The 26233-nt window shown below is 39.4% G+C and carries 23 protein-coding genes; 18 read left to right on the top strand and 5 right to left on the bottom strand.

Annotated elements, in window-relative coordinates; all coding sequences use genetic code 11:
• The first annotated feature begins 257 nt into the window (after nt 1–257).
• The 3 genes from polA (at nt 258) to HJC33_RS11110 (ending at nt 4457) form a co-directional block, all read left to right on the top strand.
• Nucleotides 258–3092: a DNA polymerase I gene (polA, locus tag HJC33_RS11120; RefSeq protein ID WP_171658898.1), complete on the top strand. Its 2835-nt coding sequence runs from the start codon at nt 258–260 to the stop codon at nt 3090–3092.
• Between the two features lie 97 nt (nt 3093–3189).
• On the top strand, nt 3190–3564 hold the full coding sequence (locus HJC33_RS11115; RefSeq protein WP_171658897.1) for a GntR family transcriptional regulator: 375 nt from the start codon (nt 3190–3192) through the stop codon (nt 3562–3564).
• Entirely contained in the window at nt 3561–4457 is an 897-nt protein-coding gene (locus tag HJC33_RS11110) for a slipin family protein (RefSeq protein WP_171658896.1), read from the top strand. Before HJC33_RS11115 ends, HJC33_RS11110 begins: the two co-directional genes overlap by 4 nt.
• Before the next feature lie 48 nt (nt 4458–4505).
• Here the strand turns inward: HJC33_RS11110 and HJC33_RS11105 are convergent, their stop codons facing one another.
• Both HJC33_RS11105 and HJC33_RS11100 read right to left on the bottom strand, forming a co-directional pair.
• Entirely contained in the window at nt 4506–5069 is a 564-nt protein-coding gene (locus HJC33_RS11105; RefSeq protein ID WP_171658895.1) for a hypothetical protein, read from the bottom strand.
• 178 nt (nt 5070–5247) lie between these two features.
• Nucleotides 5248–5745 (bottom strand): MarR family winged helix-turn-helix transcriptional regulator, encoded by a 498-nt coding sequence (locus HJC33_RS11100; protein ID WP_171658894.1) that lies wholly within the window; start codon nt 5743–5745, stop codon nt 5248–5250.
• 155 nt (nt 5746–5900) lie between these two features.
• On the opposite strand from HJC33_RS11100, the gene hppD reads away from it, so the two are divergent.
• From hppD to hisC, 5 genes are all read left to right on the top strand, one after another.
• Nucleotides 5901–7037, top strand: coding sequence for a 4-hydroxyphenylpyruvate dioxygenase (gene hppD, locus HJC33_RS11095; protein WP_171658893.1), 1137 nt, complete (start codon nt 5901–5903; stop codon nt 7035–7037).
• Nucleotides 7038–7051: 14 nt separating this feature from the next.
• Complete coding sequence (locus tag HJC33_RS11090) at nt 7052–8209, top strand: homogentisate 1,2-dioxygenase (protein ID WP_171658892.1); 1158 nt, start codon at nt 7052–7054, stop codon at nt 8207–8209.
• Between the two features lie 103 nt (nt 8210–8312).
• Complete coding sequence (gene fahA, locus HJC33_RS11085) at nt 8313–9533, top strand: fumarylacetoacetase (protein ID WP_171658891.1); 1221 nt, start codon at nt 8313–8315, stop codon at nt 9531–9533.
• The gene (locus HJC33_RS11080; RefSeq protein ID WP_171658890.1) at nt 9530–10405 is read left to right on the top strand and encodes a flavin reductase family protein; all 876 of its coding nucleotides are present in this window, start codon (nt 9530–9532) and stop codon (nt 10403–10405) included. Before fahA ends, HJC33_RS11080 begins: the two co-directional genes overlap by 4 nt.
• On the top strand, nt 10402–11520 hold the full coding sequence (gene hisC / locus HJC33_RS11075; RefSeq protein ID WP_171658889.1) for a histidinol-phosphate transaminase: 1119 nt from the start codon (nt 10402–10404) through the stop codon (nt 11518–11520). The genes HJC33_RS11080 and hisC overlap by 4 nt, the downstream gene beginning before the upstream one ends.
• On the opposite strand, the gene HJC33_RS11070 is transcribed toward hisC, so the two are convergent.
• Nucleotides 11498–14149 (bottom strand): DUF5916 domain-containing protein, encoded by a 2652-nt coding sequence (locus tag HJC33_RS11070; RefSeq protein WP_171658888.1) that lies wholly within the window; start codon nt 14147–14149, stop codon nt 11498–11500. The two genes, hisC and HJC33_RS11070, sit on opposite strands and share 23 nt — an antisense overlap.
• Nucleotides 14150–14392: 243 nt before the next feature.
• Here HJC33_RS11070 and rplM point away from each other — a divergent pair, with 243 nt between their 5' ends.
• The 4 genes from rplM to tsf all read left to right on the top strand — a co-directional run bounded on the left by rplM (nt 14393) and on the right by tsf (nt 17452).
• Nucleotides 14393–14848: a 50S ribosomal protein L13 gene (gene rplM / locus HJC33_RS11065; protein WP_171658887.1), complete on the top strand. Its 456-nt coding sequence runs from the start codon at nt 14393–14395 to the stop codon at nt 14846–14848.
• Nucleotides 14848–15234, top strand: a complete 387-nt coding sequence (gene rpsI, locus HJC33_RS11060) for a 30S ribosomal protein S9 (protein WP_171658886.1) — start codon at nt 14848–14850, stop codon at nt 15232–15234. The genes rplM and rpsI overlap by 1 nt, the downstream gene beginning before the upstream one ends.
• 208 nt (nt 15235–15442) lie before the next feature.
• The gene (rpsB, locus tag HJC33_RS11055) at nt 15443–16546 is read left to right on the top strand and encodes a 30S ribosomal protein S2 (protein ID WP_171658885.1); all 1104 of its coding nucleotides are present in this window, start codon (nt 15443–15445) and stop codon (nt 16544–16546) included.
• A gap of 81 nt (nt 16547–16627) precedes the next feature.
• Nucleotides 16628–17452 carry a translation elongation factor Ts gene (gene tsf, locus HJC33_RS11050; protein ID WP_171658884.1) on the top strand — a complete coding sequence of 275 codons (825 nt, stop codon included), beginning with the start codon at nt 16628–16630 and terminating at the stop codon, nt 17450–17452.
• 157 nt (nt 17453–17609) lie between these two features.
• Here the strand turns inward: tsf and HJC33_RS11045 are convergent, their stop codons facing one another.
• Nucleotides 17610–17846 carry a DUF4097 family beta strand repeat-containing protein gene (locus HJC33_RS11045; RefSeq protein WP_171658883.1) on the bottom strand — a complete coding sequence of 79 codons (237 nt, stop codon included), beginning with the start codon at nt 17844–17846 and terminating at the stop codon, nt 17610–17612.
• Between the two features lie 245 nt (nt 17847–18091).
• Here HJC33_RS11045 and pyrH point away from each other — a divergent pair, with 245 nt between their 5' ends.
• The 6 genes from pyrH to HJC33_RS11015 all read left to right on the top strand — a co-directional run bounded on the left by pyrH (nt 18092) and on the right by HJC33_RS11015 (nt 25491).
• Complete coding sequence (gene pyrH / locus HJC33_RS11040; RefSeq protein ID WP_171659030.1) at nt 18092–18799, top strand: UMP kinase; 708 nt, start codon at nt 18092–18094, stop codon at nt 18797–18799.
• A gap of 41 nt (nt 18800–18840) precedes the next feature.
• Nucleotides 18841–19395: a ribosome recycling factor gene (frr, locus tag HJC33_RS11035; protein ID WP_171658882.1), complete on the top strand. Its 555-nt coding sequence runs from the start codon at nt 18841–18843 to the stop codon at nt 19393–19395.
• A 73-nt stretch (nt 19396–19468) separates the two neighbouring features.
• The gene (locus HJC33_RS11030) at nt 19469–21865 is read left to right on the top strand and encodes an efflux RND transporter permease subunit (RefSeq protein WP_171658881.1); all 2397 of its coding nucleotides are present in this window, start codon (nt 19469–19471) and stop codon (nt 21863–21865) included.
• 90 nt (nt 21866–21955) lie between these two features.
• Nucleotides 21956–23389 (top strand): asparagine--tRNA ligase, encoded by a 1434-nt coding sequence (gene asnS, locus HJC33_RS11025; RefSeq protein ID WP_171658880.1) that lies wholly within the window; start codon nt 21956–21958, stop codon nt 23387–23389.
• A 42-nt stretch (nt 23390–23431) separates the two neighbouring features.
• Nucleotides 23432–24889 (top strand): RNA polymerase factor sigma-54, encoded by a 1458-nt coding sequence (rpoN, locus tag HJC33_RS11020; RefSeq protein ID WP_171658879.1) that lies wholly within the window; start codon nt 23432–23434, stop codon nt 24887–24889.
• A complete protein-coding gene (locus HJC33_RS11015; protein ID WP_171658878.1) occupies nt 24889–25491 on the top strand; it encodes a hypothetical protein in 603 nt (200 codons plus the stop codon). Before rpoN ends, HJC33_RS11015 begins: the two co-directional genes overlap by 1 nt.
• Here the strand turns inward: HJC33_RS11015 and HJC33_RS11010 are convergent.
• Complete coding sequence (locus HJC33_RS11010; RefSeq protein WP_246245533.1) at nt 25486–26166, bottom strand: porin family protein; 681 nt, start codon at nt 26164–26166, stop codon at nt 25486–25488. The two genes, HJC33_RS11015 and HJC33_RS11010, sit on opposite strands and share 6 nt — an antisense overlap.
• Nucleotides 26167–26233 lie beyond the last annotated feature (67 nt).

Raw genomic sequence — 26233 nt, 5'->3', positions numbered from 1 at the left:
GTTCAAAAAAAATCCAAATGTGGAGAATTTTTCAAGACATGAACGGCCTAATTTGTTGGGTTTTCATAAAATTCGGAAGAACAGAACTTGAAAATGAACAATCAAAGGTTCATTGGACTAGAAACCTCTTTGTTTCAGCTTTTACTATTTTAATCATTACCTATGCAATTTTAAAGTTTAAATAAAAAATCATTAAAATCGTACTTTTAAAGCCTGTCCATTGCTTATCACAAATTGTTAATTGACAACTGAAAAATATGTCCGACCAAAAAAGACTTTTTCTACTAGATGCTTACGCCTTGATCTTTCGTGGTTATTATGCACTCATCAAAAACCCGAGAATCAACTCCAAAGGCATGGATACTTCTGCCATTATGGGGTTTGTGAATTCCCTTTTTGATGTGATCAAACGCGAAAAACCCGATCATTTGGCCGTCGCTTTTGACAAAGGAGGCAGTGTGGAACGCACGGAGCTTTTTGAAGACTACAAAGCTAACAGGGATGAGACCCCAGATGCCATCCGCATAGCGGTCCCTTACATTCAAGACATTCTAAAGGCGATGAAAATTCCAGTGGTGGAGCTGGCTGGCTATGAAGCTGATGACCTTATCGGCACTTTGGCCAAACAAGCTGAAAAAGAGGACTATAAAGTTTTTATGGTGACTCCTGACAAAGATTTTGGCCAGTTGGTGAGCGAGAATATTTTTATGTACCGCCCAGCCCGAATGGGGAACGGCATCGAAATTTGGGGCATCCCGGAAGTACAAAAACGTTTTGGCGTGGAACGACCAGAACAGGTCATCGATTATTTGGGAATGATGGGTGACGCCAGTGACAACATCCCCGGTCTTCCAGGAGTTGGTGACAAGACCGCCAAAAAGTTTCTGGCTGAATTTGGTTCCTTAGAAGGTTTGTTGAGCAATACCGACAAGCTGAAAGGCAAAATGAAAGAAAAGGTAGAGCAAAATGCGGAATTGGGAAGACTATCCAGAAAATTGGCAGAAATCAAGATTGATTGTGATGTCACTTTCCAAGCTGAAGATTATGAAATGTGTCCACCAGATACCCAAAAAGTACAAGAGATTTTTGATGAACTGGAATTCCGAAGACTCAAGGAGCAGTTTGTCAAGGTATTTTCTGAAGAACCACAGGCAGATACCACTTCCACTAAAGTGGAAGCAACAAAGCAAGACCCTAAAGTGGCTGGTAGTGGACAGTTTACCCTATTTGGCGGCGACCCAACCGAAGCTCCCGCAACCATTAAAGACACACATGGCAGGAAAACAGTAAAAGATGTGCCACACTTCTATCAAATGGTCGGGAATGGTTTGGCCATGAATCTTTTCTTGGAAAAACTGATGGAACAGACTTCGGTTTGTTTTGATACAGAAACAACCTCTATCAACCCGCTTGAAGCAGAACTTGTTGGCATTGCCTTTAGTTGGGATGCCGGCAAAGGCTTTTACGTTCCTTTTCCAGAAGGGAAAAATGACGCCATGCCCCTTATTGAAAAACTCAGACCTTTTTTCGAATCGGAAGCCATTGAAAAGGTTGGACAGAACCTAAAATATGACATCAAAGTAATGCAGAACTATGACGTGGTGGTCAAAGGCCCGCTTTTTGATACCATGTTGGCGCATTACCTCATCAATCCAGACATGCGCCACAATATGGACGTACTGTCGGAGACCTATCTTAACTACACTCCTGTTTCCATTACTGAGCTTATCGGAAAAAAAGGGAAAAACCAGTTGAGCATGCGTCAAGTGCCCTTGGAAAAGCAGACCGAGTATGCTGTAGAAGATTCAGATGTTACTTTTCAATTGGCCCAGCACTTTAGACCTGAGTTGAAAGAGGCACAAACCGACAAGCTATTTGAAGAAATTGAGGTGCCGCTACTTCGGGTTTTAGCAGATATGGAGAGTGAAGGCATCAATTTGGATGAAGAGTTTTTAAATGCGCTCTCTTCAGAACTGGATGAGGACATCAAAAATCTGGAGGCAAAAATTTACGAACAGGCTGGAGAACAGTTCAACATAGCTTCTCCCAAACAATTGGGGGATATTCTCTTCGGCAAAATGAAATTGGTGGACAAGCCCAAAAAAACCAAAACAGGTCAGTATTCCACCTCCGAGGATGTACTTTCTTATTTGGCCAAGGACCATGAGATTATCCAAAATGTGTTGGACTACCGCGGACTTGCCAAATTGAAAAGCACTTATGTGGATGCGTTGCCCAATGAAGTGCAACAACACAGCGGTCGAGTTCATACCGACTATATGCAAACTGTAGCCGCTACAGGTCGATTAAGCAGTAACAATCCAAACTTGCAGAATATTCCAATACGTACCGAAAGAGGTAGACAAGTACGAAAAGCCTTTATTCCTCGAGATGATGACCATGTGCTTTTGGCTGCGGATTACTCACAAATTGAATTGCGCATCATTGCGGCATTAAGCGAAGAAGACACTATGATCAACGCCTTTAAGAATGGGGAGGATATTCATGCTTCGACCGCATCCAAGGTATTTAATGTCCCTATTGAAGAAGTGACCCGGGAACAACGTGGCAATGCTAAAACGGTAAATTTTGGGATTATTTATGGGGTATCGGCCTTTGGGTTGAGCAATCAAACGGATTTGAGCAGAACTGAGGCCAAGGAACTTATCGACACCTACTATAAAACCTATCCCAAACTACGCAATTATATGAGTGAGCAGATAGATTTTGCTCGGGACAATGGCTATGTGCAAACCGTTTTGGGCAGAAGAAGGTATTTAAAGGATATCAATGCCGGCAATCAGGTGGTGCGTGGCGCTGCAGAGCGAAATGCAGTGAACGCCCCCATACAGGGAAGTGCTGCGGACATCATCAAAATTGCCATGATCAATATCCATAAAAAACTTTCTGAAGGAAATTACAAAACCAAGATGTTATTGCAGGTGCATGATGAATTGGTGTTCGATTGCTACAAACCTGAGTTGGACATCATGAAGGAACTCATTAAAACTGAAATGGAAAACGCCTACAAACTTGCCGTGCCTTTGGATGTGGAAGTAGGTATTGGTGAGAATTGGTTGGAAGCTCATTAAACCATAAACCCTCCGCTTTCTTTTAACTTTTCACGCTAATAATCAGCAATTAATTTTTTATTGTATATTTGTACTATACAACTATTACAATAACACAATGATTAATTTTAGATTGGACCCAAAAACAGGCATTCCATTTTACAGACAAATCATTGATCAAATTAAATTTGGCATTGCCTCCGGTAATTTAAAAACTGGTGAACAACTACCTACTGTTAGATCTTTAGCTGTGAATTTGAAGGTTAATCTCAATACTATCGCCAAAGCTTACAAGGAACTCGAAATCCAAAACATCTTGGAAACCCATCAAGGCACCGGAACTTTTATCAACGAAAACAAAATAGAGATTTCAGCTAAGGAAAAAGAGCAAAAATTGAGCGAAATATGCAATGAATTTACATCTATTGCATATAGCTATGGATTTTCAGTAGATGAAATAATTGATCAACTCAAAAAATCAAAAAGGACATGAAAGCAGCAATTACCAAAAAAATGTGGAATCCCATTTCAGGAACAGTAATTATAACAGCAATAAGCATATGTATTGCTCTGTATTATTTTGATATAGTTTCTCTTCAACAATTTGGGTTTTTGTTATTAATTTCAATTTTACTTTCAAGAGCTATACATATTGCTGACCAATGGGAAAAGGCAGTAGTCTTGAGAATGGGGAAATTCCAGGGCCTAAAGGGACCCGGCATTTTCTTTATCATTCCTATCATTGACCAAATAGACAAGTACATAGATCAGCGTGTCAGGGTAACAGATTTTAAGGCTGAACAGACTTTGACTAAAGATACGGTTCCCGTTAATGTAGATGCTGTAGTATATTGGACAGTATGGGATGTTGAAAAAGCTGCATTAGAAGTCCAAGAATATGAAAGAGCCATATTTTATATTGCACAAACTGGCTTAAGAGATATTATCGGAAAACATGAATTAGCCGACATTCTCCAGGAAAGAGAAAAGATTGCAGACGATTTGCAAAAAGTTCTTGACGATAATACCAATCCATGGGGGATTACTTGTCAAACGGTTGGAATAAAAGACATTATCATACCTCAGGTATTGGCAGATGCAATGAGTAAAGAAGCACAAGCCGAACGTGAACGAAGAGCAAGGGTTATTCTAGGTACAGCAGAAACTGAGATAGCACATAAATTTTCGGAGGCAAGTGAACGATACAAAGAAAATCCAGTAGCTCTTCACCTTAGAGGTATGAACATGCTTTTCGAAGGACTAAAAGAAAAAGGATCTATGGTGATAGTGCCCAGTTCAGCTTTAGACTCTATGAATCTAGGTGCCTTAGGTGGTTTAGTTTCTTTAGCCCAAGGCAATAGCGAAGAATTTCCAAGTAAGCAATAAAAACAAAAAAAGCATCCCTAAGGGATGCTTTTTTAAAACTGGTTTTCTTTAGTTTCCAAAACTATTGGCCAATCGTGGGCTTGGGTGTTTTTCTTTTTTGAAAAGTAGGGTGAAAAGTTTAAAATTCTGCATCCATTGGAAAGGAGCAAAATCAAACCATAGTTTTACCTCAGTCCCCTCGGAGCCGTCAATCTCCAGACCGTTTTCAATGGCAAAGTCCAAACGGGAAAATCTATCCGCCGATTCTTCCATACCGTCCCTGTAGGTAAAGATATTTCCGTTTTCCTTTAAATAGAATCGAAGAGTAGTGTAATTGCCTTTTGGTAAAGCAAGTACACTTTTAGACCTTAAAAAGCTTCCAGAAGGTATTCCTTTGAACACCACACTATTTTGTCCGTCAAAATCTTTTATTTGATGCTCATTTCCTTCGCTGTCAATTGCAACGAAGCTCGAAATGTTCAGTGTCATTTCAGAAACATTCAGCGGCCTTGCCGCTTCGTTCTTTAAAATCAATTCCTTGGTAGGAGCACCTAGACTATCCCATTTCGCAAAAATATCATACGAAAAAGGCACTACCTGCCAACTATTTGGATATACTTTCTTATTTCCCATAACCCAACATTTAAATTGTACGCCGCAAAATTGCAACGGTTATGGAGTCGATGCTTCTTTAAAATTGACCAGTTTCTATGTTATTTTATCCTTTGGATGTCATTTGGGCAATTATTTAAGGTAAAATTCACAATTGCCTGCCACTTTGCTCACAAGAAAGGCCAAAGTTGAATGATTTTTATGCGTCCGTATTGTTACTATTAGTTACAGATGCATAGTTTGCTCCTATTTGTTCCAAAACTTTTAAAAAAGTCTCAAATTCGAAAACATCCAATCTATTCACCGTGAGTTTGCGCAATTGAATGGCATGGGGCAGTATTAAATCGATGACTTTTTTTCCCTCCTTCGTCAATTCTAACTTAAAACGTTTTTGATCACCTTCAAAACGGGTTTTATTGACCCAATCTTTGCGTTCCATCCCTCCAATGACACGGGAGATAGTTGCCCTGTTCCTAAAATTTAGTTGAACAATGTCTCGTTGCGACGCTTTTTCGCCAAGTTTATACACCTGATGCAAAATCACCCACTGTTCAATAGTAATTTCAATTCCCAACTCAGCAAACCGCTGTACATAGGCCTCCTGTATTTTACGAAGCACCGTATCTAAATGAAAACCCATTCCAGATACGTCATCAATCCGATTAAGTAGTTCTTCTATTGTGGGTTTAGATTGCATACTATCAAAAGTAAAAACAATGGTTTACAAGGAATTTTGCTCACCATAAACTCATTTAACAAAATTTATACTCCAAATATACTGTTGCTTTTCGAAAATTATTATTTTTGTTGCATCAACAACAATATAAACAGGCTTTTAAAATCCAGGACGTTATGGAAACATCTACTTTATCACCATTGCAAAACAGTAAAACACAAGATTTTATGCCGATAAACGGTACAGATTATATAGAACTGTACGTTGGCAATTGCAAACAAGCTGCCCATTTTTATAAAACAGCTTTTGGATTTCAGTCTTTAGCTTATGCTGGACTGGAAACCGGATTAAAGGATCAGGAAAGCTATGTCGTAGTCCAAGACAAAATTAGGCTGGTCTTAACCTCTCCTTTAAAAAGCGGTACAGTGATAGGAAAACACATCGATAACCATGGTGACGGTGTAAAAGTTGTTGCATTATGGGTTGATGATGCCACATATGCTTACGATACTGCCATTGCACGAGGGGCCAAATCCTACATGGAGCCAATTATTGAAGAGGACGAGACCGGAAAAGTAGTTCGCTCGGGCATTTACACTTATGGTGAAACGGTCCATATTTTTGTGGAAAGAAAGGATTATAATGGAACATTTCTTCCCGGGTTCAAGAAATGGGAGACTCCAGATCACAATCCCGCTCCTATTGGACTTAAATATGTAGATCACATGGTTGGCAATGTTGGATGGAACAAAATGAACCACTGGGTAAACTTCTATGAGAATGTAATGGGCTTCAAAAACATTCTTTCTTTTGATGATAATGACATTTCTACCGAATACACAGCCTTGATGAGCAAAGTGATGAGCAATGGCAACGGTCGTATTAAATTTCCTATAAATGAACCTGCTGAAGGTAAGAAAAAGTCGCAAGTAGAGGAATATCTTGATTTTTATGAAGGTGAGGGCGTTCAGCATATTGCTGTGGCCACAGATGATATTATTTCTACAGTTCGTGACTTAAAAAGCAGGGGGGTTGAATTCTTGAGAGTACCGGACACCTATTATGATGTGGTTACGGACAGAGTTGGTAAAATTGATGAAGATATAGCTCCACTGCGTGAATTAGGTATTTTGATTGATCGTGATGATGAAGGTTATTTGTTGCAGATTTTCACCAAACCTGTTGAGCCTAGGCCAACTATGTTTTTTGAAATCATACAAAGAAAGGGAGCTAAATCATTTGGAAAAGGTAACTTTAAAGCACTGTTCGAAGCTATTGAGCGTGAACAAGAAGTGCGTGGAACCCTTCATTAATTAAATGTAACCGTATGCCGATTTATCATAAGCTTGGTAACATTCCGCAGAAACGGCATGTTCAATTTGAGAAGCCAGAGGGCGGCTTATATTATGAGCAGTTGTTCGGAACCATTGGTTTTGATAGCATGTCCTCTTTGCTATACCATATCCATAGGCCTACCCAAGTTAAGGAGATAGGCAAAGCTTTGGATTTGAGCCCAAAAATTGCCGTGGAAAAAAACATTACTTCACGAAAATTGATTGGATTTGATATTGAACCCAAGGACGATTTTCTGGAGTCTCGTGAGCCGCTTTTGGTGAACAGCGATGTACATGTTGGTTTGGCTGCACCCAAAAAATCGGTTACATCCTATTTTTATAAAAATGCGGATGCAGATGAAATGCTCTTCATCCATAAGGGGTCTGGAACACTTAGAACTTTTTTGGGAAACATATCTTTTGAATATGGGGATTATCTGATTATTCCTAGAGGAATGATCTATCAGATAGATTTTGATACGGAAGATAACCGCATCCTCTATGCGGAATCTTTTCATCCCATCTATACCCCAAAACGTTACCGAAATTGGTTCGGACAACTGTTGGAGCACTCCCCTTTTTGTGAACGGGACTACAAACTTCCCCAAGACTTGGAAACTTTTGATGAAAAGGGCGAGTTTCTCATCAAAATAAAAAAGCAGGGCATGTTGCACCAATTGGTCTATGCCACACACCCTTTTGATGTGGTTGGTTGGGATGGTTACAATTTTCCGTATGGGTTTTCCATCCATAATTTTGAACCCATCACCGGTCGAGTTCACCAACCGCCACCCGTGCATCAAACTTTTGAAACCAATGCCTTTGTAATTTGCTCATTTTGCCCAAGGCTGTATGATTATCACCCCAAGGCAATACCCGCACCTTATAATCACTCCAATATAGATTCTGATGAAGTGCTGTATTATGTTGATGGTGATTTTATGAGTCGGAAAGGAATTGGCCCTGGGTATATTTCCTTGCATCCGGCAGGTATTCCACATGGACCTCATCCAGGCACTTACGAAGCAAGTATCGGTAAAAAAGGAACCGAGGAATTAGCGGTCATGATAGATACGTTTAAGCCTTTGCAGGTAACAGAAAACGCCCTCAAAATTGATGATGGCGAATATTTTAAGTCTTGGGTGGAGTAAAATAAATTTATAAAATGTCATTCAAACATAGCAAAGCAGTGAGGAATCAAATTTTAGATTTCTCACTTTCGTTCGAAATGACAAATTCAACAATAACACAAAAATGATAATCAATATACCGGAAAATTCTGATTTTTCCATTCATAACATCCCATTTGGAATATTTTCCACTAAAGATAGAAGTCCTAGAGCTGGAGTGGCCGCAGGAAATTACATTCTGGATTTAGTTGCTGTTGCAGAACTTGATGTCTTTAACTTCAATACAGCAGTGTTGGAACGAGAAGATCTTAACGATTTTATTGCCTTAGGTAAAGAAATCACCAGTAAGGTCAGAACAGATATTCAGGCTTGGCTACAAGATGACCAATCCATTTTGGCGGGAAAACCGGAGCTTTTTGTGAAACAATCCGAAGCGCAAATGCATATGCCCGTTTGTGTGGGTGACTATACCGATTTTTATTCCAGCATTGAGCACGCGACCAATGTAGGCAAAATGTTCCGTGACCCTGAAAATGCCTTGTTGCCCAATTGGAAACATATTCCTGTAGGATATCATGGCAGAGCCAGTTCCATTGTGGTGAGTGAACAGCCTATTCACCGCCCTAAAGGACAAACACTCCCCAAAGATTCCAAAACACCAATTTTCGGACCTTCACAACGATTGGATTTTGAATTGGAAATGGGATTCATAATTGGAAAAAACACGACTTTGGGAGATGCTGTTTCCACAAAAGATGCTGAAGACTATATTTTTGGTATGGTCTTGTTCAATGATTGGTCTGCCCGTGACATTCAAAAGTGGGAATACGTGCCCTTGGGACCATTTTTGGCCAAGAACTTTGCCTCTTCCATTTCGCCTTGGATCGTTACCATGGAAGCTTTAGACCCCTTCCGAACTAAAGGGCCACAACAAGAACCAAAAGTGTTGCCTTATTTGGAATACGAAGGAGATAAGAATTATGATATTAACCTTGAGGTAGCGATTACTCCAGAGAATGATGAAGAAACTACTGTTTGCCATAGCAATTTCAAATACATGTACTGGAACATGGCGCAACAATTGGCACATCATACGGTGAACGGTTGCAACATCCATGTGGGTGATATGATGGCTTCCGGAACCATTTCTGGAAAGGATGAAAATAGTTATGGCTCCATGCTGGAATTGGCCTGGATGGGCACCAAACCCATCCAACTAAAAGATGGTACCGAACGAAAATTCATCAATGATGGCGATACAGTAACCATGAGAGGATTTGCCCAAAAAGACAATATTAGAGTCGGATTTGGTGAAGTCGCCACTAAAGTGCTTCCTACAAAATGACAAAAACCGTAGATCCTTCACAAATTTCCCAACCAGACTTACACGGGATTCTGTTAACTGCAGTGGCACCAAGACCCATTTGTTTTGCAAGCACTGTGGATAAGGATGGAAACGTAAACCTGAGTCCGTTCAGCTTTTTTAATGTATTCAGTTCAAATCCGCCAATTCTGATTTTCTCCCCAGCACGCAGCGGACGGGACAACTCCATGAAACATTCGCATCAAAATGTAAAAGAGGTTCCTGAAGTGGTCATCAATATTGTGAACCATGATATGGTAGAGCAGATGTCACTCGCAAGTACCGCTTATGAAAAAGGGGTGAACGAATTCATAAAAGCTGGTTTCACACAAATACCCAGTGAAAAGGTAAAACCGCCACGTGTGGGAGAGGCTCCGGTATCTTTTGAATGCAGTGTGCAGCAAGTTATTGAATTGGCCCAAACCCCGGGTGCCGGAAATTTGATTTTGGCCAAGGTTGAACTTATCCATATCAATGAAAAATACTTAACTGAAGATACGTTGGACACCCAAAAACTGGATTTGGTTGGACGTATGGGAGGCAGTTGGTACATAAAAGCCAATGGGGAAGCCCTTTTTGAAATCCCCAAACCCATTACCACAAAAGGCGTTGGAGTGGATGCCTTGCCCATAGGTGTTCGAAATAGTGAAGTTTTAACTGGAAACAATCTAGGAAGATTGGGCAATGTGGAAAAAATACCTAGTGAAGATAAAATCAATGAATTGATCAAGCATCATGATTTAGATGGTATGTCTAAAAAATCAATTCATGAGATGGCTAAAAAGCTACTTGAAGAAGGAAGTACCGAAAAGGCTTTATCCATTTTATTATATGCTGAAAAGTTAGAAGAATGAGCAAGGGAATAGCATCCATCTTTAAACCATACTTGGAACCCAAGGAAGTGTACAAAGGAGGTAAAAACATTCCTCCGTCCAACAAAAGGATATTCAAATTATCCTCCAATGAAAATCCATTGGGTTCTTCTCCCAAAGCAGTTGAGGCCATGAAATTGGCATTGGATAAAATCGACCTATACCCCGACCAGACAGACATTCGTTTACGGGAAGCTTTGGTTAGCGATTTTGAGGGACAGTTGAACGCAAACCAATTTATTACAGGCAATAGTGGTTCAGAAATTATTGATATGATTTTGCGTGCCTTCATTAATGAAGGTGATGAAGTTATTTTTTCCAATCCGTGCTTTTTACCCTATTCAGTTTTTTCCAGATGGTATGGAGCAAAGCAAATTGATGTTCCCCTACTTGAACCCGATTACCGTTTGGACCTAGATGGAATTTTGAATGCGATTACGGAACGAACCAAAATTGTCTTTCTTACAAGCCCCAACAACCCCACGGGAACTTATATTCCAAAAACTGTTTTGGAAGAATTCCTGAGCAAAATCCCAGAAAACATTGTTGTGGTTTATGATGAGGTATACCGTCATTTTGCAGATGCCGAAGATTACACTACCGCCCTACCCTATGTCTTACAGGGTCATAACATCATCGCTTTGAATAGTTTTTCCAAGACCTATGGTTTAGCTGGCCAACGTGTAGGTTATTGTTACACCACAGAGACCATCGCCAATTACATCCGATTGATACAAAAGCCTTTTTTACTGCCACTGACCTCAATAGAGGCCGCCATTGGCGCTTTGAACGATCATGACTTCATCAAAAAAACGGTCACAACGGTTCGTGAAGGGAGAAAATACCTCGCCGCTGAATTCAATCAAATGGGAATTAAATACTGGCCAAGTGAGGCCAACTTTTTTATTATTGACCCGCCCTTACCTGAAATGGAATTCACGAATAAAATAATGGAAGAAGGTATTATGGTTCGTCCCGTTTCCCAATTTGGAGCTCCTGGAAAGGTTAGGATCACCATTGGCAATGAAGAAGCCAACAAAGCTTTGGTTAGTGCTCTTCAAAAAATACTTTCATTTAAAACACAAACCGATAAGTAGCCTTCAACAAGAAAATATTCTGGGGTTTTTGGCCAAAAATATTATCGCCTAAACTGGCCAGTAATCCTTCACCGGGATTTCCGTCCCGGGAAACATCTTGAGACCACACTAAGAAAATTTCAGAACCAGGAATATACTCCCAGCGCAACACAAGGTTAGATCGAAATTGCACAAAAGAGAAATCTGGGTCGTCAAAACTAAAATCTTCGGCACCATCCAAATCCTCATCTACTGAATATGCCCCATCAAGAATGGAAATCTGATTTGTTTCATACTGGGTAAATCTATCCTCAAACCGTATTGCCGTAGGATTAATAACATGCTTGAAATTGGAATACCTTCCTCTTGAAATGAAAGGCTGACCCCAATATTGAATCGTTAAGTTTGGATTTATGGTATAATTTAATCGAAAGGACATACTCAAGGTCCGTTGATGTATCTCCCCATTTAAATATCGCACATCTTCATTAATATCATCCAGATTATCTATGAACTGTAACTTATCTTCATTGATCCTCAGTGAAGGAAGAGCAGAAATGCGAAGTGCATTAATAGGTTGATACGTAAAACCTGCCTCTATATAATAGGACTTGAACGAATTGTCCGCAGCCTTTCTTCCATTATGAAAGACACTGAAACGAAGTTTCTTTCTGTTATCTGTATTGATTCCGTTCCAAAAACTCATCCAAGGTGACACTCTTAATCTTGGTCCACCCCGCAACGCAAAATTGGAATATTGAATGGGAGCATAATTGAAGCCCATACTGGTACGCCAATTTCCCTTCCACCTTTGCCAGCTGTTGGTATTGAATTGAAGATAGTTATGGTTGCCATCAAAATCCCAAGAGGTCCAATGGTTGTAATTGATGCCCACGCGTCTAAAAGTACTATCTGGCTTTAGGCTCTGATACCCGATCCATGTGTAATGTCGAATATCATCTGCCTGCCTTTGAAACCCAATATCATTCAATTCCAATTCTGGTGATCTCCAAGTTCCACCCGACTCAAACCTCCAATGGCCATTTCCTATCTTTCCAATTTGGATATTACCTCCCGTGCCACTCAAAGAAGTTCTTGTACTGTCTACAGTAACATGACCTGCATCTACACGTTGAAACAGATGTGTTATGGATTCTTGCGTATTTTGAATAGCTTCTTCACTTCCTTGAACATGACTAAAAGTGATATTTCCACCAACATACCAATCCCTGTCGTTCCACTGATGTTTAAAATCCAAAGCCCCCGCATAGGCAGATTTGTGCAAAAAGTACAACTCTTGTGTTAAGTTATCCCGATTGGTAGCTGTAAAAATTCCACCTATATAAGAATTACGGTCGTTGAAATCTTTTTGAAGTCTTCCAACAAAATAGTTGGTCAAAGGCTCCACCATTTCCCGGCGTCTATCACCATTTTCATCACTTATGGAAGCAAATCTTCTGGAAGTAACGCTTTCCAGAATACCAATGGCCCAGCCATCTTTGGTTTTTCCACTAAATTTAGCAGCCCCAATAATCGGTGTGTTATCCGGTACATCAACATGTTCATTGTCCCCAGTATCTGGAGAGCCCTGAGGGCTCCTCCCAATACGCCTGGAGTAAAAAATATTATCAGAACCAAAGGTGTTGCCAGCTTCCGAACGGGAAACGTTAAAATCAAAAATGTTTTTGTTCTCCACAAAAAAGGGACGCTGTTCTCGAAAAAATATCTGAAAACCATCCAATGCAATCGCGGATGGGTCTGCTTCCACCTGTCCAAAGTCAGGATTAACAGTTAAATCTAATGTCAAATCGTTGGTCACACCTATTTTTGCATCCAGACCCACTGTCAAATCACTTTCATTTCCATCTCTATAGGGATTTCCATCCTCAGCCTCATAGGTTTCCCCACTGGTTACCGTATAGGGTTGAATCTCCAATTGTTTTTGAGGTTGAATATTTTTCAACCCATGCAATTCTCCAAATTCACTTACCCACCCAGGTTGATCAATAGGTTTTCGTTGCCATAATGAACGTTCCTCTGCCCTAAAAAAACGCCTTGTTGACTGTAGCCCCCAAACTTGGTTTTTCTCTGCGCCAAATTTCAATTGACTCAATGGAATTCTGATTTCTGCTGTCCAACCTTCTTCATCTATATTGGTTCTAGCATACCATATGGGATTCCAACTAGGATCCCAATTGTTACCATTATTGGAAACAAACTCATCACCCTTTACCCCTGCAGCAGTAATGGTGAAGGAAAAAGCTGTTCGCTTGTCATGATAACTATCAATATTGAATTCTACCCAATCCCCTTCAAAACCATCCCTACGGGAAAGTCTTTTTACAATTTTGTCCGGATTCTCATCATAACAACGTACACCTATATATAAGTTCTTGCTATCGTATACTATTTTAAATTTGGTTTGATTGGAAGGATCTGTATTTTCATCGGGTTGCCATTCTATGTAATCCCCTCCCCATTCAACCAAGTCCCAGGCCAAATCATTCAGCAATCCATCTATAGTTGGCGATGTTTCTTCTTTCAAGGCCTTGGTAACGTATATTTTTTTGGGAACTACTTGAGTAGTATCTTGGGCACGGATAAATAAGGGCAATAGCAAAATTGCAAGGAGAATACCTGTTCGTTTCACTGTTCGTTTTTGATTTGATTAGTTGAATTAAAGACCTATCGAAAACCTTTCAGTTACAGTTCCTTAAGATTTTAAAGCTTTTTTAACAGAATAATGCACCAAAACCTGCACTTTAAGGGGCAAAACCCTTGGAAACAAAAAAGTAAAAAATATTCCCGACCAACCATTTGTAATTCAATCTAATAATTGTACATTTGCAGCCCGTTTATCGGGATAGGTTTTAAATTCAATAATATTCGAGAAGTGGATACATTAAGTTATAAGACTCTTTCTGCCAATAAGTCTACCGTTGACAAGCAATGGGTGTTGGTTGATGCTGAAGGACAGACACTGGGAAGATTGGCTTCAAAAGTGGCCAAACTACTTAGAGGAAAATACAAGCCAAACTTTACTCCTCATGTAGATTGTGGTGACAATGTAGTTGTTATCAATGCAGAAAAAATCAATTTGTCTGGAAAAAAATGGGACGATAAGGAGTATTTGAGATATACTGGATATCCAGGTGGTCAACGTTCTACCTCTGCCAAAGAATTGTTGGAGAAACGTCCAGAGCGCATTATTGAAAAATCTGTAAAAGGAATGCTTCCAAAGAACAAACTTGGAGCTGAACTTTTCAGAAACCTAAAAGTTTATGCTGGATCAGAACACGGTCATGAAGCACAAAAACCAAAAGCAATAAACCTAAACGACTACAAATAATGGAAGTGGTTCATAAAATTGGTAGAAGAAAAACTGCAGTGGCAAGAGTTTATGTTTCTGAAGGAAAAGGAAACATTACGGTAAACAAAAAAGATTATAAAGACTACTTTACCACAGCCACTTTACAATATAAAGTTCAACAACCTTTTGCTTTAACCAATACTGAGGACAGTTATGATGTTAAAGTAAATGTATATGGTGGTGGAATTACCGGTCAGGCAGAAGCTGTTAGACTGGCATTATCCAGAGCCATGTGCGAAATAAATGAAGAGAACAGAACTGTTCTTAAACCAGAAGGTCTTTTAACCAGAGACCCAAGAATGGTGGAAAGAAAGAAATTCGGTCAGAAGAAAGCCCGTAAGAAATTCCAGTTCTCCAAGCGTTAATATTCGGTGCATTGCACCATACTATAATAAAAGTTCATTGAAAACCCTGATTTTTTTCAGGGTTAAATTTTTAACCAAGTTGTCGTTGTTCCAAAAAGGAAAAAAATCGACTTTTTGGAATTTAGTTTAGCATCTAAATGGGTAGGGCGAGCTTTTGCGACCACCAATCCATTGCTACTACAACGGAACGTAAACTAAGTACAAAAAAATGGCAAGTAACATTGAAGTTAAAGACTTATTGGAAGCAGGTGTACATTTTGGACACCTGACTAGAAAGTGGAATCCCAACATGGCTCCTTATATCTACATGGAGCGAAATGGAATCCACGTTATCAATCTCTACAAAACTGTAGCAAAATTGGATGAAGCCAACGAAGCACTCAAAAAAATAGCTGCTTCTGGAAGAAAAATCCTTTTTGTTGCCACAAAAAAACAAGCAAAGGACATTGTAGCGGACAAGGTCTCAAAAGTAAACATGCCTTACATCACAGAGAGATGGCCCGGTGGCATGTTGACCAACTTTGTAACCATTCGTAAAGCTGTTAAGAAAATGGCCGCCATTGATCGCATGAAAAAGGATGGTACGTTCAATACGCTTTCCAAAAAAGAAAGATTACAAGTAGATCGTTTGCGAGCAAAACTGGACAAAAACCTTGGTTCTATTGCTGATATGACTCGTTTACCAGGAGCAATTTTCATCGTGGATACCATGCGTGAGCATATTGCTGTTAAGGAAGCACAAAAATTGAACATTCCAATTTTTGCCATGGTGGATACCAACTCTGATCCAAGACCTATCGACTATGTAATCCCTGCAAATGATGACGCCGGTAAATCCATCGAAGCTATTTTGACACAAGTTACCGGTGCAGTTGCCGAAGGTTTGGCAGAACGAAAAAGCGATAAACAAGATGCAAAAGCTGAAACAGAGAAAGCTCCAACTGAAGAGAAAACCCCAGTTGCTGAAGTAAAAGAAGCTGCTAAGCCCGTTGAAGAAAAAACTGAAAAAGTAGTTGAAGCCAAAGAAGAGCCAAAGGTTGAAAAAGCTGAAGCTAAATCTGATGACGACCTTACCAAAATAGAAGGTGCTGGACCAAAAGCTGCTGAAGCTTTAGTAAAAAGTGGCATTGACACTTATGCAAAACTTGCCGAAGCTGACCCAGAAAAAATCAAGGAAATCTTGACAGAGGCCAGCTCTAGAATGGCTCATTTGGATCCTACTTCATGGCCAAAACAAGCAAAATTGGCTGCAGAAGGAAAATGGGAAGAATTACAAGAATGGCAAGACAACGTGAAAGGTGGGGTTGAATAACCTAAAACCGATTTAACATTGTCCTAAACAAAAACACTTAAATAGTGTTTTACTTTACATAAATTTTAAATAAAAAGAAAAATGGCAAAGATTACCGCCGCAGAAGTAAATAAATTAAGAAAGACCACCGGAGCTGGAATGATGGACTGCAAAAAAGCTTTGGTTGAAGCTGATGGTGATTTTGATAAAGCAATAGAGATTCTTAGAAAAAAAGGACAAAAAGTAGCTGCCAAAAGAGCTGACAGAGATTCCTCTGAAGGTGCTGCTATTGCAAAAGTGAACGAAGATAAGTCAGCTGGTGTTATCATCTCTTTAAATTGTGAAACTGACTTCGTTGCCAAAAATGAAACTTTTGTTCAATTGGCCAATGATTTAGCTGACCTGGCATTAGGTTTTGACAGCAAAGATGAGTTCTTAACAGCTTCTTTCAACGGAATGTCCGTTGCAGAGAAATTGACCGAGCAAACGGGAGTTATCGGTGAAAAAATTGAAATAGGAAGCTTTGAAAAATTAAGCGCTCCTTTCGTGGGCTCATACATCCATGCAGGAAACAAAATTGCCACTTTAGTTGGATTGTCCGCAAACGTAGACGGAGCTATCGAAGCTGCTAAAGATGTTGCCATGCAAGCAGCAGCTATGAACCCAGTTGCATTGAACGAAGAGGGAGTAGATCAATCTACTATTGATAAAGAAATTGAGATTGCTAAAGATCAATTACGTCAAGAAGGTAAACCTGAAGCTATGTTGGACAACATCGCTAAAGGTAAATTACAACGTTTCTTCAAGGACAATACCTTGGTGAACCAAGCCTTCATTAAAGATAGTAAACAAAGCGTGGCCCAATATGTAAAATCTGTAAATTCAGACTTAGAAGTCACTGGTTTTTCCAGAGTGGCTTTGGGTTAATCGCTTAACCACCTAAATAAAAAAACGCCCCTTTTAGGGGCGTTTTTTTATTACACGTAATTTTATCTTCTATTTTGACCGAATCAATATATCGCCATTAAAGGTTTTGAACAACATTTCAGGTCCTCCGCCATTGATCTTACCTCTCACCCACTGTTCAATTTTCAGCTACCGACATATCAAAATCTGTGAAAATTTCACCCATATCGGATTTTGCCTTTACATTAGCCTTTAAAGAGCCGGGAAAAGTAATATCCAAATCACCGTTTAACGTATCTGCAGAAGCAGAACCACTAACATTTTCCAAAATAATCTCGCCATTCACGCCCTTCACCAGAATATTTCCATCATTCACCAAAGGATTATTTCCAAGATTATAGAAAAATCCAAACAACTTTTTCTAATAGCGCTCATACAGTAATCCCAACTTGTCCAAGTCTTCATGTTTTACTTTTATCATTAAATGATTATCGGTTATGCTTTGCAATTTGTTCTGGTTTTGAAGGATATACTGCTGTTTTAAAAAAAGGATACAAAATGTATGGATTTTTTATCCATAATAATCCTGAAGAGCTAAAATTTGAGGTGATTCCCGTAAATAATTTTGATTATTTTTGTCCGGACTTCAAGACACCCTCAATGCAATACAAAAGAATTTTATTAAAATTAAGCGGAGAAGCCCTCATGGGCGAGAAACAATACGGAATTGATGCCAAGCGTCTTTCTGAGTATGCCGAAGACATTAAATCCGTAGTGGAGAAGGGTGTTGAAGTGGCCATTGTGATTGGGGGAGGCAACATTTTCAGGGGGCTTTCTGGAGCCAGTCAAGGAATGGACCGCGTACAAGGGGATCATATGGGGATGTTGGCCACTGTAATTAATGGTTTGGCACTTCAGAGCGCTTTGGAAAACGAAGGTATTGAAACCCGTTTGCAGTCAGCCATCAAAATCAATGAAGTTGCAGAACCTTTCATTAGAAGAAGAGCTATTCGGCATTTGGAAAAAGGCAGAGTTGTAATTTTTGGAGGTGGAACGGGCAACCCATATTTCACTACAGATTCTGCAGCAGTTCTAAGAGCTATAGAAGTCAATGCAGATGTTATCCTAAAAGGAACCCGTGTTGATGGCATATACACCTCGGATCCCGAAAAGGATAAAACAGCCACCAAATTCGACTCCATTTCTTTTAACGATGTTATTTCCAAAGGATTGAAAGTAATGGACACCACCGCTTTTACCTTGAGTCAAGAAAACGAACTTCCCATTGTGGTCTTTGACATGAACACAAGAGGAAATCTGATGAAAATAGTTTCTGGCGAACGAATTGGAACTGTTGTCAACATATAGATTGGCATATACTTTGATGCCATCTCTAAAATTGTAAAATTATGGACGAAGAAGTAAAATTTGTATTGGATAGTACCAAAGAAAGCATGGATGCAAGTATTGCCCATCTTGAAAAGGCTTTGATAAAGATTAGAGCAGGAAAAGCAAGCCCCATGATGTTGTCTACCGTTATGGTTGACTATTATGGTTCTCAGACCCCTCTTTCTCAAGTATCCAATATCAACACTCCAGATGCAAGGACAATTTCTGTGCAGCCTTGGGAAAAAAATCTTCTTGCAGATATTGAAACTGCCATAATGAATGCCAATTTGGGATTCAACCCTATGAACAATGGTGAAACAATCATCATTAATGTCCCACCTTTAACTGAAGAGCGTAGAATACAGTTGGTAAAGCAGGCTAAATCTGAAGCTGAAGATGCTAAAGTTAGTATTAGAAGTGCAAGACAAGAGGCCAACAAAGATTTAAAATCTTTGGAAATCTCTGAAGATTTACGAAGCAATGCTGAAGTAGATGTCCAAGAGCTTACAGACTCTTATATTAAAAAAGTAGATGCCACGCTAACCGTTAAGGAAGCTGAGATCATGAAGGTGTAAAACTTGAAATTGCCTCGCTCGTTTCTTAGGAACACATGTTTTCATTTTCTACCTTTGCGCCCAATTACACCCAATGGCAGTAAAGCTTACTCAAGGATTTTGGCTTAAGGTCGCAAAAATTATGCTGCGCAATAGGATTTTGATTCTATTGGGTATAGCAGGATTCACTGTTTTTTTGGCCCTGCAGTGGAAAAACATACAATTTTCCAATACTGAAGCCAATATACTTCCAGATGATCACCCTTCCACCATTCAGTATAATGCCTTTACAAAGATATTTGGAGAGGAAGGTAACGCCATTGTATTTGCAATAAGGGACTCAACACTTTTTACACCAGACAATTTCAACAGATGGAACAAATTGAGCAAACAGCTTGAAGCATTTCCTGAAATTGATTTTGTAGTATCCACAGACAATCTCAAAGTTTTGGAAAAGGACAATGAACAACAAGCGTTTGTCATGGAGCCTTTCATCAAAAATCCCCCAAAGACCGAGGAAGAAGTAAATGAACTTAAAAATCATCTTTTAAAAGAACTTCCTTTTTATGACAACTTGGTCTACAATCCAGAGAGTCAGACCATACAAACCATAGCTTATCTGGACAAGGATATCATGAGCACTTCAGTACGAAATGATTTCATCCTAAATGATCTTGGGGATTTGGTAAAAAACTTTGAAGAAGAGACCCAAATGGATGTCCATGTTTCGGGCATGCCATACATCAGAACTTGGAACACTAAATCCATCAAAGATGAAGTCGGGATTTTTATTTTGGCCGCTCTACTAGTCACCTCATTAATTTTCTTCTTTTTTTTCAGAAGTTTCAGGGCAACATTCATATCCATGTTTGTAGTGATTATTGGCGTAATGTGGGCCTTTGGCTTTTTAGGGCTATTAAAGTATCAGATAACCATACTTACAGCACTCATTCCGCCACTTATCATTGTAATCGGAATACCTAATTGTATTTTTCTTATCAATAAATACCAACAAGAAGTCAATAAGCATGGTAATCAAGCACTGTCCTTGCAACGGGTCATTTCCAAAATAGGCAATGCAACCCTTATGACCAACATTACTACAGCCTCGGGATTTGCCACCTTCATGATTTTGGACAGTGATTTGCTCAAAGAATTTGGTATTGTAGCATCCATCAATATTGTGGGGATATTCATCCTATCCTTGCTGATCATACCAATCATTTACAGTTTCATGCCATTGCCAAAGACCAAACATCTTAAACACCTGAACAAAAGATGGATGGATTATTTTGTCAATTGGATGGAACGTATGGTAAGACATCACAGAATTGGGGTTTACATTACTTCCATCATTGTTTTGGTTCTCAGCATTATTGGTATCTATCAAATTAAAATCACAGGGAGTAGAATTGAAGACCTCCCCAAAAACACCCATTACTTTAAGGATATCCGGTTTTTTGAGCAGGAGTTTGATGGTATTATGCCTATGGAAATTGTAGTGGACACCAAACGAAAAAATGGAGCAATTAAGCCCGCCACATTACGGCGAATGAACCAATTGGGAGATATAATTGAAGAAACTCCTGAGCTTTCCAAACCTATTTCTTTGGTAAACTTGGTGAAATACTCCAAGCAAGCCTTTTACAATGGTATTCCAAAATACTACCAGTTGCCCACTTCGCAAGAGAACACTTTTATCATGGATATGGTGCGGAAATCCTCCGCCAATGATAACCTTTTGGAAAGTTTTGTGGATAGTACCGGCCAAACCGCCCGCATCACGACCTTTATGCGCGATGTGAAAATTGAGCGCATGGAAGAAATTGAAAAAGATGTGCAACAAGCCATAACCAAATTCTTTCCATCCGAGCGCTACAATGTTTTTATGACCGGTAAAGCCTTACTTTTTTTGAAAGGAACACGATATTTGGTCAAAAATCTATTACTCTCTTTGGCTTTGGCCATTGGGTTGATTTCACTCTTTATGGCCTATCTGTTCCGTTCCTTTAGAATGGTCATTATTTCCTTGGTACCCAATCTGCTTCCTTTGGTCATCACTGCAGGACTTATGGGATACCTAGGTGTGCCTATAAAACCATCCACTATATTGGTTTTTAGTATTGCCTTTGGGATATCTGTGGATGACACCATTCACTTTCTTGCAAAATATAGACAGGAACTTGCTGCTAATCGTTGGCAAATCAAAAAATCGGTTTATGCCGCTTTGCGGGAAACTGGGGTAAGTATGTTTTATACCTCTATTGTGCTATTTTTTGGATTTTCTGTATTCATCATTTCAAGTTTTGGAGGAACCAAAGCACTTGGAGGGCTAGTATCAGCCACCCTACTCTTCGCCATGCTCTCCAATCTTATTTTACTCCCCTCTTTACTTCTTTCTTTAGAAAGAAGCATCGCCAATAAACAAGTACTTAAAAAGCCACAAATTGATATTTTACCAAAAGATGAGGTAAATATCAAAGACAAATAGTCTGTGGAGCACCCACATTTGTAAGCGAATCATTACTCACAGTTTTCATCAAAAACCTATCTTTACCGCTTAAATTACCAGAAGTTAAAAATGAAGTCTTATTCCATAAAAGAACTGCTACAAAAGCAGCCCACAGGAGATTCGGTTGAAATAAATGGGTGGGTAAAAACATTCAGAAGCAACAGGTTCATTGCATTGAATGATGGATCTACCATACACAATCTACAATGTGTTGTTGACTTTGAAAATTTGGATGAAGCCATCCTCAAACAAATATCAACAGGAGCAGCTTTAAAAGTTAAAGGAACTTTGGTGGAAAGTCAAGGACGTGGACAAAGTGTGGAAATACAAGTCTCTGATGTTGTTGTGCACGGTGCTGCCGACCCAGAATCCTATCCTATTCAACCCAAAAAGCATTCATTGGAATTTTTAAGGGAAAAAGCACACTTAAGAGTCCGAACCAATACGTTTGCAGCTGTAATGCGGGTACGATCTACTCTTGCATTTGCCGTTCACAGTTATTTTCAGCAAAATGGATTTTACTATATGCACGCCCCCATCATCACAGGATCGGATGCAGAAGGTGCCGGGGAAATGTTTCGGGTAAGTGCTTTAGACGCTAAAAATCCACCGTTGGATGATAATGGTGATGTTGATTATACCCAAGATTTCTTTGGCAAGGAAACCAACCTTACCGTTTCTGGGCAATTGGAAGCAGAAACCTATGCTATGGGATTGGGCAAAGTATATACCTTTGGTCCAACATTTAGGGCTGAAAACTCCAATACATCCCGCCATTTGGCAGAATTTTGGATGATTGAGCCTGAAGTGGCTTTCTATGATCTTGATGCTAATATGGATTTGGCCGAAGATTTTATCAAATGGATTCTACAATACGTTTTGGACCATTGTGCTGATGATCTTGAATTTTTGGAAAAACGCCTTTTGGATGAGGAAAAATCCAAACCCCAAAATGAGCGTTCAGAAATGGCCTTGGTTGAAAAACTAAAATTTGTTGTAGAAAACAACTTCAAAAGAGTTTCGTATACTGAAGCTATTGACATTTTAAAGAACAGCAAACCCAATAAAAAGAAAAAGTTCCAATTCCCAATTGACGAATGGGGTGCCGATTTACAAAGTGAGCACGAAAGATTCTTGGTGGAGAAACACTTTAAGTGCCCAGTCATTTTGTTTGACTACCCTGCAAACATCAAAGCATTTTACATGCGATTGAATGAAGATGGAAAAACCGTTAGGGCCATGGATGTGCTTTTCCCTGGCATTGGTGAAATAGTGGGAGGATCGCAAAGGGAGGAACGTTTGGATGTCCTGCAAGAAAAAATCAAGGCACTTGAAATCGATGAAAAAGAGCTGTGGTGGTACTTGGATTTAAGAAAGTTTGGCACCGCAGTACACAGTGGGTTTGGACTAGGTTTTGAGCGTATAGTTCAATTTGCCACAGGAATGGGCAACATCAGGGACGTTATCCCTTATCCAAGAACCCCTCAAAATGCAGAGTTCTAATTTGAATTCTTAAATTTATAAGAAGGAAGATTGTAACGCAATATGCTAAAACAACATCTACAGTTTAAGCTTTCCCAAAAGTTGTCTCCTCAACAGATACAGCTCATGAAGCTTATCCAATTGCCCACACAGGCCTTTGAGCAGCGCTTAAAACAGGAGCTGGAGGAAAATCCCGCCTTAGAAAGTGGCAAGGCTGAAAGTGAGGCAATGGATGATAATTACGCAGATGCGTTCGAAGAAGCATCCGACGGTGAAACTATTTCGGCAGAGGACATCAATATTGATGATTACTTAAGTGATGATGAAATTCCGGATTATAGAACGCAAACAAGCAACTATAGTCCAGATGACGATGAAAAAAGTATTCCCTATGCCGCTGGAACTTCTTTCAATCAACATTTACTGAATCAGCTCAACACTATTTATTTGGATGATGAGGAATGGGCCATCGCCGAATTTTTGGTGGGTAGTGTTGATGAAAGTGGTTATATAAGAAGGCCTTTATCCGACATTATGGATGATTTGGCCTTCACCCAGAATATTTATGTTGAAGAAGACAAAATAGAGACCGTCCTAAAGGTGGTACAAACTTTAGATCCACCCGGTGTTGGCGCCCGCTCCCTTGATGAATGCTTGACCATTCAACTCAAAAGAAAAGAAAAGAAACCTTCAGTTGAGTTGGCGATTACCATTTTGGAAAAGTCCTTTGAACAGTTCACCAAAAAGCATTACTCCAAGTTACTCCAGAAGCATCACATCAATGAAGAAGAGTTAAAGGAGGCCATTTCAGAAATAGAAAAATTAAATCCTAAACCAGGTGGTTCTTATGCGGGCAACAATAGAATCATTGAACATATTGTGCCCGATTTTTCCATAAAAATTATTGATGGTGAGTTGGACTTGACATTGAACGGAAGAAACGCTCCTGAACTTCATGTTTCCAAAGAGTACAACAATATGTTGCAGGGATACAAAGACTCTAAGGAAAAGTCAAAATCGCAGAAAGATACTGTGCTGTTCATCAAACAGAAGTTGGATGCGGCCAAATGGTTCATAGATGCCATCAAACAGCGACAGCAAACACTTTTTATTACTATGAGCGCCATCATGAATTACCAAAGAGAGTATTTCATGACCGGTGATGAGCGAAAGTTGCGTCCGATGATCCTAAAAGACATTGCCGACCAAATTAATATGGATGTCTCAACAGTTTCCCGAGTGGCCAATAGCAAATATGTGGATACTCCTTATGGCACAAAGCTGATCAAAGAGTATTTCTCCGAAGCCATGAAAAATGAGCAAGGAGAAGATGTATCCACAAAAGAAATCAAAAAGATTTTGGAAACTGTTATTGGCGAAGAAGAGAAGAAAAAGCCTTTAACGGATGATAAGTTGGCCAAAATTCTAAAAGAGCGTGGATACCCTATTGCCAGACGTACAGTGGCTAAATATCGGGAGCAGTTAGGAATACCGGTAGCAAGGTTAAGAAAGCAGATTTAATGCGTCACTTCTTCAACATTATTTCCTACGTTTTTCATCCTTTGTTTGTTCCTATTGGAGGCACCATTCTGTATTTTATGGTTACCCCATACAGCACCTTGGAAATACAGAGCGGTAACGTTCTTCCTATTTTTATACTTACGGTGATCATACCTATTATCTTCTTTCTAATTCTAAAGAACATAGGGGTCATCAATTCTATTTTTCTACCTACGTTACAAGAACGCAAATATCCGCTTTACATAAGCTGTATCTTATTGTTGATGATTTTATACAAGGTCATTCCCAACAATTATGTAAATGAACTGTTTTTCTTCTTTATTGGACTCTTAATGGCTACTGGAGCCGCAATCATATTGTTATTCTTTAAATTTAAGACCAGTATGCACCTTCTGGGCATGGGAAGTATTCTAATGTACATGGTTGGACTCAGCATTCATTTTGAAAAGAACATTACCTTGGCCATCAGTATATTTATTCTTGTAACTGGGTTGGTGGCCACCTCCAGATTATACTTAAAAGCGCACAATAGAGCTGAGTTATTGATAGGATTTCTAGTGGGATTGTTTTCCCAACTGATTACTCTCAAGTATTGGTTATAGGATATAAAAAATTATGCCTATTCGTAAAGCACGCATATCGATGGGACTTCCATTGTTCAGTTCTACACCGTCTTCCAGCAAAGGATTAAGGGCATAATACGCATGAAGATTCCATGTGTTGTATCCAAAATTGAACATGAGACCATATTGAAGCTTTTGAATATCATCATTTGCAAAGGCCGTAGTTTTTTCCTCAGTCACCAATTTTGACCTTCCAGAAAAAACATAGGCCACTTTAGCACCAGCATATATTCGCCAAAACTTATACTCTTCAGCAGTGGAGGTACGCCATCTTATTTCAAAAGGCACTTCAATGGCATGGGTCTCAAACTTACTCCTTTTGAAATCATCAGAGCTAAATATCTCGTAAACAATATCACCATCAGTTTCCATTGCACCAATATTTGTATAGTATGAATTGGTGGCATAACCCAACCCTAATCCCAGACCAAAATTTCTACTTTGATTCAAGGGAATATCTTTGATAAAACCCGCCTGCAAGTTGTAGGATAGACTTCTTTGAACAACATCATCCGGTCTGTCCAACAAAAAATTAAACCCTAGACCTATATAAAATTGGTCTTCAAGATACCGATTATCAATTGCACCTTCTTGTTGCTGTAGCTCTTGAGATTGCACCAAAACAACAGATAAAGACATGAGTATAAGAATCAAAAATCCCTTCATTTGGAAAGCATAAAATGAAAAACAACCCAAATTACACATTTGAATTGTTTTTACA

Origin of the sequence: Flagellimonas amphidinii (assembly GCF_013090115.1) — a bacterium.
Lineage (GTDB): Bacteria > Bacteroidota > Bacteroidia > Flavobacteriales > Flavobacteriaceae > Flagellimonas > Flagellimonas amphidinii.
The sequence above is the reverse complement of the archived record's forward strand: the minus strand, read 5'-3'. Positions and strand labels throughout refer to the sequence as shown.

Coding starts and splice junctions, on each gene's coding strand:
- polA (WP_171658898.1), top strand. CDS start 258: ATGTCCGACCAAAAAAGACTTTTTCTACTAGATGCTTACGCCTTGATC.
- HJC33_RS11115 (WP_171658897.1), top strand. CDS start 3,190: ATGATTAATTTTAGATTGGACCCAAAAACAGGCATTCCATTTTACAGA.
- HJC33_RS11110 (WP_171658896.1), top strand. CDS start 3,561: ATGAAAGCAGCAATTACCAAAAAAATGTGGAATCCCATTTCAGGAACA.
- HJC33_RS11105 (WP_171658895.1), bottom strand. CDS start 5,069: ATGGGAAATAAGAAAGTATATCCAAATAGTTGGCAGGTAGTGCCTTTT.
- HJC33_RS11100 (WP_171658894.1), bottom strand. CDS start 5,745: ATGCAATCTAAACCCACAATAGAAGAACTACTTAATCGGATTGATGAC.
- hppD (WP_171658893.1), top strand. CDS start 5,901: ATGGAAACATCTACTTTATCACCATTGCAAAACAGTAAAACACAAGAT.
- HJC33_RS11090 (WP_171658892.1), top strand. CDS start 7,052: ATGCCGATTTATCATAAGCTTGGTAACATTCCGCAGAAACGGCATGTT.
- fahA (WP_171658891.1), top strand. CDS start 8,313: ATGATAATCAATATACCGGAAAATTCTGATTTTTCCATTCATAACATC.
- HJC33_RS11080 (WP_171658890.1), top strand. CDS start 9,530: ATGACAAAAACCGTAGATCCTTCACAAATTTCCCAACCAGACTTACAC.
- hisC (WP_171658889.1), top strand. CDS start 10,402: ATGAGCAAGGGAATAGCATCCATCTTTAAACCATACTTGGAACCCAAG.
- rpsI (WP_171658886.1), top strand. CDS start 14,848: ATGGAAGTGGTTCATAAAATTGGTAGAAGAAAAACTGCAGTGGCAAGA.
- rpsB (WP_171658885.1), top strand. CDS start 15,443: ATGGCAAGTAACATTGAAGTTAAAGACTTATTGGAAGCAGGTGTACAT.
- tsf (WP_171658884.1), top strand. CDS start 16,628: ATGGCAAAGATTACCGCCGCAGAAGTAAATAAATTAAGAAAGACCACC.
- pyrH (WP_171659030.1), top strand. CDS start 18,092: ATGCAATACAAAAGAATTTTATTAAAATTAAGCGGAGAAGCCCTCATG.
- frr (WP_171658882.1), top strand. CDS start 18,841: ATGGACGAAGAAGTAAAATTTGTATTGGATAGTACCAAAGAAAGCATG.
- HJC33_RS11030 (WP_171658881.1), top strand. CDS start 19,469: ATGGCAGTAAAGCTTACTCAAGGATTTTGGCTTAAGGTCGCAAAAATT.
- asnS (WP_171658880.1), top strand. CDS start 21,956: ATGAAGTCTTATTCCATAAAAGAACTGCTACAAAAGCAGCCCACAGGA.
- rpoN (WP_171658879.1), top strand. CDS start 23,432: ATGCTAAAACAACATCTACAGTTTAAGCTTTCCCAAAAGTTGTCTCCT.
- HJC33_RS11015 (WP_171658878.1), top strand. CDS start 24,889: ATGCGTCACTTCTTCAACATTATTTCCTACGTTTTTCATCCTTTGTTT.